Here is a 9,995-nt window from a genome sequence, read left to right as displayed (position 1 = left end):
TCCAAAATTTGGGGTCCACTTCACACCTGCATCAACAACCTACGAATGCGACGACCTGCTGACAAGATAGTCGGCCAGCGTTCGCGTCCAGTACCCCGGGAGCAGCTTGTTGGTAAACCAAAGCCCCCTGGCCCGCCAACCCGGAATAATCATAAACCGACGGCGATCGATACCTTTGCGGATCTGCGCCACGGCGACATTCAAAGGCAAGGTGCCGGCCATCAACTTCAGCGCTTCGGTTTGCCTGGGGCGATTCAAGCGCTCCGCCTCTACCATCGGCGTTTCCACTTCCGGAGGGCACACCACAGAGACATCAATGCCCCGCGTTGCCAGCTCGATGCGCAACACCTCAGCTAACCCCACCACTCCGTATTTGGAAGCACAATAAGCCGCGTAGCCATAACACCCCACCAATCCGGCCATGGATGCAACCAGAACCAGCTGCGAACCTGCTTTCAAATGGGGCAGGACACCGGCCACCACATTGCGCGTACCTACCAGGTTGATGTTGATCACCCGGGCATAGGCATCGTCGTCTATGGCCTCAAAATCGGCCGCAATGGCGATTCCCGCGCAGTGAATGACCAGATCTGGCGGTGAAGACTCCGCCGCGGAGGCAAAGGCCTCTCTCACTCCGCCCGGTTTGGTCACATCCATGGCGAATGTTCGAATGGATGCCGGCCCCGCTATGGCTGCCAACCCCTCCACAGCGGATTCCATGGGCTGGATATCAAACAGGGTAACCTCTGCCCCTGAACGCAGATAAGACCGCGCCAGTTCAAAGCCAATTCCGCTGGCACCACCGGTGATGTATACCTTCCTCGCAGACTTCTTCTGTACATTACCACCCGCCATACCACACGCTCCGCAAATCCTTGTTATCCCGCCAGCGTACCCCCGGCCAGCATAATCCTCCATGCCTTCAATGCCGGCCAATGCCCCGTGTTTGGCTATTGACGTAGCCGGTGCCGGTGTGATGCCGCCATCGCCCTATTTCCCGGGCCACGCGTTTATGAAACACTCTGCCCCTTTTGACGGAACCTCACAGATTAAGGACGCAACATGGCCGTAAAATCCGTTGCCCTGGTGGCACACGACAACAAGAAGAAGGAACTGGTGGACTGGGCGAACGAGAACCGCACCCGCCTTGCCCCGTTGCGTTTGTACGCCACCGGAACCACTGGCCGGCTACTGAGTGAAAGCCTCGGACGAACCGATCTCAACTGTCTGCTGAGCGGGCCTTTGGGGGGCGACCAACAGATCGGCGCCAAGATTGCTGAAGGTGAAATCGACCTGCTGGTATTCTTCTGGGACCCTCTCGAACCTCAGCCCCACGACCCGGACATCAAGGCCCTGCTGCGCATAGCCGCCCTCTGGAACATCCCCGTTGCCTGCAACCGGGCCACCGCAGAGTTCGTGCTGACCTCTGCCTATATGACCGACGACCAGCACCAGCCACAGAAGCCGGACTTCTCGGAATACACTGGTCGCAAAGTTCAGTAACCGAAAAAAACAGCCAGACGTCCAGATCGGAACTAACATGAAGGGACACCCTTGAAAGGAGCCGAGGGGAAAGACTATGGAAGCAATACGCCGATTACTGATCGCAGTGCTTGCCTCTCTGGCATTCGTTGCGCCCCATACGACGGCCAACGGGTTGCCGGCAGAAGTCAGACTGGCAACCATTGAGGGTGTGCCCAGCGCAACAGCCGCAAGGCAAATCCTGGAAATCGCCTACCAACGTTTGGGTGTCGGTGTCTCCGTGATGGAGGTGCCCACCAAACGCGCTCTTCTGCTGGCCGACAATGGCGGCCTGGATGGCGACCTCTACCGGGTTGATGCCGTCGCATCGAATTACCCAAACCTCGTGAGGGTTGAGTTCCCTCTTCTCCAGGGCAAGCTTCTGGCCGTTGTCCGGGAGACAGAAACCCACGACCTGCCACACTCACCCAAGAATCAACCTCTTCGGGTATCTGTACTCCGGGGGGCCATCATCGCCGAGGACAAAGCCAGAGAGCTCGGCATGGAGCCTATCCTTGCAGACGATTACGATCAGGTCCGCTCCCTTCTGGAGCTAGGGAGAGTTGACGTGGCTTTCGTCTCGGATGTTGAGGGCATATCACCGCTGACAAACGAACATTGGCATCGGCTAAAGCCGATCCGAAAGCCCGTGACGACTTTTACGTTCTACCACTACCTTAACCAGCGACATGCTGTGCTCGCTGATCAACTCGCCAAGGTGCTCGAACAACTTGAACGCGAAGGAATCAAAGCCGAAGTACTGGAGTCCCTCCGTCGACATCAACACAGCAAAAGCTGACTCAGCATCGGAAAACCGCCTTTAAGGATCCCACATTATGCCCCGATCATGGCCGCATCCACTGTTGGACATACTGCACGTAGAAAAACCCATCATCCAGGCCCCCATGGCTGGCGTTCAGGATTACCGCCTGGCAGCCGCGGTTACCAACGCCGGCGGCCTCGGTTCTCTGCCCTGCGCCATGCTCGGCCCCGATGCACTGAAAACAGAACTTCAGGCACTGAATGAAGCCACCCAGGGTGGCCCCTATAACCTCAATTTTTTCGCCCATACACCGCACGCCCCGAATGACTCGCAGGAGGCCGGATGGAGGCAGGCACTGGCGCCCTATTACCAAGAATTCGAGATAGATCCAGCCACCATCAGCAACGGCCCCGGCCGCATGCCTTTCAACGAAGAATCCGCAGCTATTGTTGAAGCCTCCCGTCCGGCAGTGGTGAGCTTCCACTTCGGGCTACCAGAGCCGGCATTGCTGGATAGAGTCCGGCAAGCCGGGGCAAAGATATTCTCTACCGCCACGACTGTGGAGGAAGCCATCTGGCTGGAACAACACGGCGCAGACGCAATTATCGCCCAAGGGTTGGAAGCGGGCGGTCATCGAGGGATTTTTCTTACGAGGGACATGACCACACAAATGGGCACCTTCGCCCTGTTGCCTCAGATTGTGGACGCCGTGAACATTCCCGTTATCGCGGCTGGTGGCATTGCAACTGCAGAGGGAGTACAGGCCGCGTTGAAGCTTGGCGCAGCGGCAGCGCAGATTGGCACGGCGTTTATGCTGTGTCCCGAGGCAACCACCCGCCCCCTGCACCGGCAGGCACTCAAAAGCCCGCAGGCCAGGCATACCGCCCTGACAAACCTGTTTTCCGGAGGCCCTGCACGGGGCATTGTTAACCGGATAATGCGAGAACTCGGGCCAATATCAGAGCTCGCACCGGCATTTCCACTGGCAACCAACGCCATCGCACCACTCAGGGCAGCGGCTGAAGCTGCGGGCTCCGGCGATTTTTCACCGTTGTGGAGTGGGCAGAATGTGAGTGGGTGCAGGGAGGTTTCAGCGGGGGAGTTGGTGAGTGTTTTAACTCCTAAACCAGCAAACTAAAAAGAACACTCATCGGAGCACTACCCGTGTGACTTTTGTATGCGACTGGACCGTAGTATGTAAACGGAGCCGATTTGCCATTACGAAGCTTATTTTCACGAACGAACAGATGCACTGACAGTCCAAGCTTCTGATGGTGAATCAGCTCTCTACCACGCTTGCTCTCTGGCGTCGTTGAATTCTGGCTTTGCCAATGAAAGGTAGTTTCGTCGACCCAATGATCGATATAGCGGTGCTGACTTGCTTTGCCCTGCTTATTAAGTGTTACTAAAAGAACATGGGCCCCTGCCTCTTTCAAAAACACATGACCACTCTGCCAGTTCCCTGGGTTAAATTCCGCACCGAAAAGAGCTGGTATGTCTTCTCGCAGCAATTCCTGTCCGCGAGCCATTTCCAGCGGCGAGATAACCTCTTTCAACCGGGCGAAGGTCCTAAACTGCTCTACTAATTCCGGGGTGAGAACAATATCCTCGTAGGCTGGATTCGCAGCTTCCAGAATATATTCACCCTCAGCGGACTTCCGAACAGTTCGGAGCAAATATTGGGTATCGCCAGCCTCATCCAATCTTTCGATCGCTAACGTGGCATCAGAGATTTTCCCTGCAGCGCCAGAGCTGATCTGTTCGAGAAGTAGGTAATCGCCATCGTGGATAGGATTCTTGCCACCGTTCATGGAATTACCTGAGGCTTTCGCAATGAAATGCTTCTCCGGGTTTAATCGCCCGTAGCCGTTACCCAGAGACCGGTATTCCACGTCTTCAATCGCATCAACTCTGCTGTTTCTGAAGTGGCCGCAGGCAATTTTAAGAGTTGGAAAGAAAGGGAGTTCTGTACCCTCCGACGACATCGCCACTACGTTATTCTGCACTTCGGTCGCCGGAACAGTCTCGGACCTAGTCAAGTATTGGGCTAGCCTGAAGTCGATGAGTTCCTGGACCATTGACTCAAAAATCCCTAATCCAAACGTATCAACAGTGACTGTTGACTCAAATCGTCCGTTTTCCAAAACAAAAAAAGCGGGCGACTTGTTCGTCCAATATTTAGCGGGATTCTCTCTCCAATAATTCTGCCATTCAGGCGCTACACCATCCAAATGACGGACAGAATCGTGAATTTCCGCAAATAATCGAGGCCGGCGAGCCATTATTTTCCACGACTCATCCGCAAGTTTGGGAAACTCGACACCACCAGTCCAGCCACCAGTTGTCTGAAATGCCTCAAGCAATATTATTTTGAATGATTTATTCAGGGAGGTTTTCTCGACCTCTACGAAAAAATCACTATGTTTAGCCAGCAACTCATTTTCAGCTTCCGAGGCGTCACCAATAGCGCTCAGCAGACCAAACCAACTCCCATACTGCTTTCGCATCTGGCTAATATTAGCCCCAAAATGATAGTACTCAGTAAGCGTTGGCCTGCGCCCCAGCGTGTCTTTGAGCGCCTGATAGTCCTTCTCTGTCCCCTTCTGATCCAGCCCTTTCAGGAACTCAATCACTTCCAGATCATAATTAACGAAGCAGCCATCGGGCAATTCCAGCCGATTTTGCTCTGCTTTTCTCGCAAAATCAGCAAGCTGACGCTGGTTCATCGACTGCCCCATAAGGGCTTGGGGCTTGTGAAGGAAGCTTTGGTGGTTCCCGACAAAATCGAGAATCACAAGCCGCTCTTTACCATTGCTCTTACGCAGACCTCGGCCGATCTGCTGAAGAAATAAAACCTTCGATTCGGTTGGCCGGAGCAACAAAACCGTATCAATCGCGGGAAGGTCCACACCTTCGTTAAACAGGTCCACGGAGAAAATAACATCGAGATCACCCGACTCCAGCAACTCGAGTGCTTCACCTCGGGACATTTCTGAATCACCATGAACGGCAACGGCTCTAATCTTGTTCTTTTGGAAATACCGAGCCATAAAATCCGCATGTGCGCGGGACACACAGAAGGCCAATGTGCGGATTTGTTTATGTTGATTCCAGACCCGCAACGCATGGCGCGCACGCCCCATAGTAGCGAGTTTATGGGCGAGTAAATCAGGATCGAACTTCCCGTTGCGCCAGGGAATTTCCTGATACTCCACGGTTTCGTCGTAAATGCCGTAGTAATGGAATGGGACAAGGAAGTCGCCCCTTACGCCATCGAATAACGGGTATTCATAAACCAGATTGTCGTCACAAAGTGACAGAATGTCAGACCGGTCCGTTCGGTCAGGTGTGGCTGTCAGCCCCAATAAAAACTGTGGCGCAAAATACTTTAGGAGCCGGTGGTATGTCGGTGCGGCTGCGTGATGAAATTCATCAACCACAATGTAATCAAAATGCTGAGGAGCAAACCGCTCAAGGTGGGACTCTTTGCCTAGCGTTTGTATGGACGCGCAGAGGATATCGACAGAATGATCCCGCTGCTTGCCCATATAAAAACCAACGCGACTATCTGGTTTTATTCGGACAAAAGTCTCGGCGGCCTGGTACAGAATTTCCTCTCGATGCGCCACAAACAGAATTCGCCGCGCACCCAACTGCTTGGCATCAAAGGCTGACAACCACGTTTTACCAAGGCCGGTAGCCAAAACAACCAGGCCTCGCTTATATCCCTCGCCCCTGGTCTCGTCCAGAGCCTTTAACGCAGCCTTTTGCACTTCATTAGGTGTTGGTGGGGCTTCCTGCTCAGTACTACCAGGCGCTACTGGCTGAGGTGGGGGAACGCGCCTTTTAGCATACTCGTCGATCCAATGATCTGTTAGCGGAACGACATTGGGATGCCGGAAAAGTTCTTCAAAACGGTTTACAGCCTCCAGATAGCCGGTTTCTGGTGGATAATCGATTTGATAGTTCCACTCCAGTCCATCCTGAAGCGCTTGCCGACTGATATTACTAGAACCAATAAACGCCCTTCCCCAATGGTGACGAGAACCACCATGCCCCGCAAAGAGGTAGGCTTTCATATGAAAACTACTTCCTTTGCTCTCGTAGACGGCAACTTGTGCACCGTGATCTTGCAGCAGGGATAGCTTGCGCAATGCTTCCGGATCAGTGATATCGAGGTAATCACTGGTTAGTATTCTCACCCGTGCTGGGGCAGGCTCCCTGTCTTTGTGAATCACATCCAGAAGATCCGGAAGCAACAAATTCAAGCCCGTCGTTTTCACAAATGCGACAGCCATATCTACTTGGCCAGCTGAACGTATCGCATGGCACAGTTTCGGCAAGAAATGATGCTGTCTGCCTCCGATAGTCAGCCTGTCATGTGCTGCTGGTGCTTTATGAGCAAGCATGTTTAGCCATTGCTCATCACGCTCGGGCCGCTGATCGAGAGTCCGCCAGAAAGTTAATTGGACATCCTTCTCGACGGCTTCAAACCATTGCGCAGCCAACTCTTCGTTTGCATCCGTAAAATGCCGCCCGCCACTTTGGCGTTCGCCTTCGCCAAGCTTAAAGCTGGCATACAACGTGCCTCCGGGTTTTAAAGCAGACCAAAGGCGAGTTAAAGCGCTCGGAACTTCACTTGCGGGAAGATGTAGCAAACTGGCACAGGCCCATATTCCGTCGTAGGCATGCAGTTCTTCAACATCCAGAAACGACCGATGCTCAACCGGAAGCCCAGTTTTCTGACGAGCAAGCGCGGTGATTGCCTGCGATGCATCAAAGGCGGTAACCCGGTATCCATGACCGTGAAAATACAAAGCATCTCGGCCAGAGCCACAACCCGCATCAAGTATGTGGCCACCGTCGGCCACATGAGGGAGGAAGACGCGATAAATGTCATCCATAGATACATCCAGAGTTGAATCCACAAACGCTTCGGCATTGGCATTGTAATAGCCCAGCGTGTCTGACATTCGGTGGTTTCCTTGCTACTATTTCGCGCCCAATTCTTTTCTACCAGGTTACCAGCGACCGACTTTTTGTCCAGCCGCCTAAGGCAGCCACTCGAGCTCCCGCAGTTTCGCCTAGTTTGCTCAGACCGCAACCTGCCCGCTGGTGGCAACGTTCTTACACTCAGTGCGGGCGACGGAGTAACAGTTTGTGTCGTATGGCGGCGCTTTACCTTTGGATTCAGATAGTTGCCAACCAAGCGGCTCCGCGCACCCCACTGGAGTCTCCATGGGCGGCTTTCACAATCGACGTATCACACTCACCCCCAAACACATAGCTCGAAAGCCTTCCCGGCAGTTCCCGATATATCTGTTCCGCATTACTCATGCCGCCACCCAGCACGACGATGTCCGGGTCCAGCACGTTGATAACGGCGGCCAGGCCTCGGGCCAGGTGCTCCAGGTATTGCTGCAGGGTTTCGGTGGCTTGCGGGTCGCTATTTCGTGCGTTTGCAACAATGGTGTGGGCGGGCAGTTGCTGTCCCGTGTGCAGTTTGTGAGTGAGTGACAACCCGGTTCCGGAAAGAAAGGTTTCGTTGCAGCCATACCGGCCACAAAAGCAGGGGCGCTGTTGCAGTTCAGCTTCCGGTGTCCAGGGTAACGGGTTATGGCCCCATTCGCCGGCTACGCCGTTGGGGCCGGTCAGCAGCTGGCCGTTCACGGTGATGCCTGCGCCACAGCCCGTGCCTAGTATGGCGGCGAATACCGTGTGGTGGTTGCGCCCTGCTCCGTCTGTGGCTTCGGAAAGCGCCAGGCAGTTAGCATCGTTGGTCAGGGTTACGGGCCGTTGCAGGAGTTCACGAAGGTGTTGCTGCATGGGCTGGCCGTTCAGCCAGGTGGAGTTGGCGTTTTTAATGCGGCCGGTTTTGCCCGAAACGCTGCCGGGTATGCCTATGCCCACGGGTATTCCGGTGGTGCCGGCGTGGGCTTCGGCCTTTTGTACCAGGGCGTGGATGGTTTGCAGGGTGGCTTGATAGTTGCCGACGCTGGTTGGTACCCGTTGGCGAAAATGCTCCTGGCTATGCCGGTCGATCAGGATGACTTCGGTTTTGGTGCCACCCAGATCAATGCCTATCAGCCAATTGCTTCCCATGCCGCACTCTTTGTTCAACGGTTTCCCAGAAAATACGGTGTTATGAGCGGAAAGGGAACCCGGTATTTTTATGCGTCTTCTTTCTGACAAAAGCTCAGGTTATTCATAAAGCTCTTAACCATTATCGAAAATCCCTGTTTGCCTTGATATTCGTCAGTGCTTATCATCCCGCACCCTTTAACGCACCAAATCAGGGCATGAACAGGCAGTATGGGACGCAGGAACGAACAACTCCGCTGGCAGCTGGCCAAAGGCCTGGTTCAGGCGCTGCACCTGGAGCGCCTGGCGAGCAAGTACAGCCGTACCACGGTGATGGCGGTGTTCAACCTGGTTAATGGCGGGTTCAGTATTGCTTTGGTGTCGTTTGTGGCGCTGGTTACGCAGGAGGCTTTCATTTTCCCCTCCCTCGGTGCCACCGCTTTTATTCTGTTCTATGTGCCCATGGCGCAACCGGCGTCTCCCAGAAATACACTTTGCGGGCACCTGATTGGCGCCCTGATGGGCTTGCTGGCTCTGTACATGTTCGGGCTGCAGGGGCAGGCGTCGGCATTCATGACCGGTGTTGATCTGCCCAGGGTGGGGGCGGCGGCGTTATCGCTGGGGCTTACCAGCTGCCTGATGGTGGTGTTTCGGGTGGCTCACCCTCCGGCCGGTGCCACCGCACTGATCGTTTCCTTGGGCCTGATGCCCAATCCGGCGCAGTTGCCCGTGCTTATGGCGGGAGTGGCGTTGCTGTTGGCCCATGCCTTTGTGATGAACCGGCTGGCAGGTATTCCCTATCCGCTCTGGTCGGCCAGCACGGGTTCCGCTCCCATTCGGCAGCAGGCCCCAGCGGCCGATTGAGACTTACTTCTTCACCCATTTGCCGTTGATCAACACAAACTGGCCTGCGGGCGTTTTTTCAATGGCTTTCTGACCGGCCACGGTCTCAACCTGTGTCACCGGAATGTCGTGTTTTTCAGCAATGCGGGTGTATTCATCCCGGCGGGCCTGGTTAATGGCTTTCACCACAGCCTGGGCATCGCCTTCTGCACGCACCACGTCCAGGTAACCGGTTGGCGTTTCCCCCACCAGGCCCTGCTGTTTAGCCGTGTCCAGTTTCTGTTTCGCTTCTTCCAGCCCCATGGCCAGCGCCGGTATTGCTATGGCGAGTGCCAATACAAAGGCGCCCAGTTGTATCAGTCGTTTCATATTCAACCCCTTGATCAGCCGTTGGCATTGCCCGGTGTCGCTCAGAACAGCCCCTGTTCGCTGAACAGTTCGTCCACTTCTTTGTCCACCTTCACGTAGATCTCGTGCTGAATCTTTACGTTCAGGTTTACGGTAATCGGTTCTTTTGGTGCCGCCATCTGCACAGTGGGTGTGCACGCAAATAGCGCCAGCGGCAACATTAAAACCAGGAATGTTCTGGCCGCCAGTGGCCGGCACCAACGCCATAGGTTTGTCATGGCACTGCCTCCTGCCCGGATTGTTGTAGCCGTTCCCGAACCCTTTCGGTCACGGCTTCGTTCACTCTGCCACTCAGCTGAAGGCTGGTTAACAGGGCGGGGATATCCTCTTCAAGATTGATGTTGAGCACAACCGGCTGCCCGCCACGAAGATCCGGATT

At 54.8% G+C, this 9,995-nt stretch carries 10 protein-coding genes; 4 read left to right on the top strand and 6 right to left on the bottom strand.

Annotation, left to right across the window (positions count from 1 at the left end):
• Window positions 1-39: 39 nt before the first annotated feature.
• Window positions 40-855: an SDR family oxidoreductase gene (locus B3Y70_RS03795; RefSeq protein ID WP_286895354.1), complete on the bottom strand. Its 816-nt coding sequence runs from the start codon at window positions 853-855 to the stop codon at window positions 40-42.
• Between the two features lie 207 nt (window positions 856-1,062).
• Here B3Y70_RS03795 and B3Y70_RS03790 point away from each other — a divergent pair, with 207 nt between their 5' ends.
• The 3 genes from B3Y70_RS03790 to B3Y70_RS03780 all read left to right on the top strand — a co-directional run bounded on the left by B3Y70_RS03790 (window position 1,063) and on the right by B3Y70_RS03780 (window position 3,422).
• Window positions 1,063-1,503 (top strand): methylglyoxal synthase, encoded by a 441-nt coding sequence (locus tag B3Y70_RS03790; RefSeq protein ID WP_014421098.1) that lies wholly within the window; start codon window positions 1,063-1,065, stop codon window positions 1,501-1,503.
• 76 nt (window positions 1,504-1,579) lie between these two features.
• Window positions 1,580-2,320: a hypothetical protein gene (locus B3Y70_RS03785; protein ID WP_023009904.1), complete on the top strand. Its 741-nt coding sequence runs from the start codon at window positions 1,580-1,582 to the stop codon at window positions 2,318-2,320.
• A gap of 37 nt (window positions 2,321-2,357) precedes the next feature.
• Window positions 2,358-3,422 carry an NAD(P)H-dependent flavin oxidoreductase gene (locus tag B3Y70_RS03780; protein WP_286895352.1) on the top strand — a complete coding sequence of 355 codons (1,065 nt, stop codon included), beginning with the start codon at window positions 2,358-2,360 and terminating at the stop codon, window positions 3,420-3,422.
• Here the strand turns inward: B3Y70_RS03780 and B3Y70_RS03775 are convergent.
• The gene (locus tag B3Y70_RS03775) at window positions 3,406-7,257 is read right to left on the bottom strand and encodes a DUF3427 domain-containing protein (protein WP_286895351.1); all 3,852 of its coding nucleotides are present in this window, start codon (window positions 7,255-7,257) and stop codon (window positions 3,406-3,408) included. The genes B3Y70_RS03780 and B3Y70_RS03775 overlap by 17 nt on opposite strands.
• 217 nt (window positions 7,258-7,474) lie before the next feature.
• Window positions 7,475-8,386, bottom strand: coding sequence for an ROK family protein (locus B3Y70_RS03770; protein ID WP_286895349.1), 912 nt, complete (start codon window positions 8,384-8,386; stop codon window positions 7,475-7,477).
• 210 nt (window positions 8,387-8,596) lie between these two features.
• On the opposite strand from B3Y70_RS03770, the gene B3Y70_RS03765 reads away from it, so the two are divergent.
• A complete protein-coding gene (locus B3Y70_RS03765) occupies window positions 8,597-9,229 on the top strand; it encodes an HPP family protein (RefSeq protein ID WP_278351338.1) in 633 nt (210 codons plus the stop codon).
• 3 nt (window positions 9,230-9,232) lie between these two features.
• Here the strand turns inward: B3Y70_RS03765 and B3Y70_RS03760 are convergent, their stop codons facing one another.
• The 3 genes from B3Y70_RS03760 to B3Y70_RS03750 all read right to left on the bottom strand — a co-directional run.
• The gene (locus B3Y70_RS03760) at window positions 9,233-9,577 is read right to left on the bottom strand and encodes a YdbL family protein (protein ID WP_114433335.1); all 345 of its coding nucleotides are present in this window, start codon (window positions 9,575-9,577) and stop codon (window positions 9,233-9,235) included.
• 41 nt (window positions 9,578-9,618) lie between these two features.
• Window positions 9,619-9,834, bottom strand: a complete 216-nt coding sequence (locus tag B3Y70_RS03755; protein WP_011785390.1) for a YnbE family lipoprotein — start codon at window positions 9,832-9,834, stop codon at window positions 9,619-9,621.
• Window positions 9,831-9,995 (bottom strand): intermembrane phospholipid transport protein YdbH family protein (locus B3Y70_RS03750; RefSeq protein ID WP_288589215.1); only part of this gene is annotated, 165 nt, incomplete at its 5' end. The genes B3Y70_RS03750 and B3Y70_RS03755, both read right to left, overlap by 4 nt.

Source organism: Marinobacter sp. UBA5687, from assembly GCF_002420325.1.
GTDB lineage: Bacteria > Pseudomonadota > Gammaproteobacteria > Pseudomonadales > Oleiphilaceae > Marinobacter > Marinobacter nauticus.
This window is presented reverse-complemented; position numbering and strand designations above follow the sequence as displayed.

Bases quoted from the DNA above. Each gene is read 5' to 3' on its own strand.
- B3Y70_RS03795 (WP_286895354.1), bottom strand. From the start codon at position 855: ATGGCGGGTGGTAATGTACAGAAGAAGTCTGCGAGGAAGGTATACATC.
- B3Y70_RS03790 (WP_014421098.1), top strand. From the start codon at position 1,063: ATGGCCGTAAAATCCGTTGCCCTGGTGGCACACGACAACAAGAAGAAG.
- B3Y70_RS03785 (WP_023009904.1), top strand. From the start codon at position 1,580: ATGGAAGCAATACGCCGATTACTGATCGCAGTGCTTGCCTCTCTGGCA.
- B3Y70_RS03780 (WP_286895352.1), top strand. From the start codon at position 2,358: ATGCCCCGATCATGGCCGCATCCACTGTTGGACATACTGCACGTAGAA.
- B3Y70_RS03775 (WP_286895351.1), bottom strand. From the start codon at position 7,257: ATGTCAGACACGCTGGGCTATTACAATGCCAATGCCGAAGCGTTTGTG.
- B3Y70_RS03770 (WP_286895349.1), bottom strand. From the start codon at position 8,386: ATGGGAAGCAATTGGCTGATAGGCATTGATCTGGGTGGCACCAAAACC.
- B3Y70_RS03765 (WP_278351338.1), top strand. From the start codon at position 8,597: ATGGGACGCAGGAACGAACAACTCCGCTGGCAGCTGGCCAAAGGCCTG.
- B3Y70_RS03760 (WP_114433335.1), bottom strand. From the start codon at position 9,577: ATGAAACGACTGATACAACTGGGCGCCTTTGTATTGGCACTCGCCATA.
- B3Y70_RS03755 (WP_011785390.1), bottom strand. From the start codon at position 9,834: ATGACAAACCTATGGCGTTGGTGCCGGCCACTGGCGGCCAGAACATTC.